The following is a 577-nucleotide window of genomic DNA, read 5'->3' on the forward strand; positions in this document are numbered from 1 at the left end:
CCCGGGCATGTTATAGGTGACGCTGCCGCCCCGGAACTGGCTCAGGACCCAGATCCGGCGCTGCGCGTCGGAGATGGGATAACCGTTGTCCCGGCTTGTTGTAATTGTGGCTATTATATCAGATGAATTTAAATAGGTGTTTTTTGATATAAATTCAATAATCGATTGTTTATTCTTTATAAGAAAATCTTTTTCTTTATAAGAAAATAAATTTGTGTTACCCACTAAACGTAAATGGATTTTATCAGCTTCTAATCTTAGAAAAATTCCTTTTTCTTTTAATACTGATATAAACTTTAGTATTTCTTTCATTTTAGAAAATTAAACTATTGTCTTTTTCAGTTTCATGAAAAGGTTCATTGATAGTCTTCACAGATTTAATATAAATGGATACGAATTCAATATTAGAATTTGAAAAGAAGTCAGTAAAGTTGATTTTCACATTAAATTTTTTATCAATTCTTGATTTGATTAGAGCAGCATTCAGGCTATGTCCCCCCAGTTCGAAGAAGTCGTCCTTTATTCCTATTTTTTCCCTTCCGAGTACCTCCTGCCATATGGCGGCCAGTTGTTTTTC

2 protein-coding genes are annotated in these 577 nt (G+C 34.3%); both read right to left on the bottom strand.

The genetic code is table 11. The features are described 5' to 3' along the window. Nucleotides 1–312: hypothetical protein (locus IV512_RS19675; RefSeq protein WP_209406462.1), on the bottom strand; the 312-nt coding region annotated here is incomplete at its 3' end. Between the two features lies 1 nt (nucleotide 313). Continuing rightward, nucleotides 314–577: phosphopantetheine-binding protein (locus IV512_RS19990; protein ID WP_209406464.1), on the bottom strand; the 264-nt coding region annotated here is incomplete at its 5' end.

It is taken from the genome of Pseudozobellia sp. WGM2 (assembly GCF_017810075.1).
GTDB lineage: Bacteria > Bacteroidota > Bacteroidia > Flavobacteriales > Flavobacteriaceae > JADNYK01.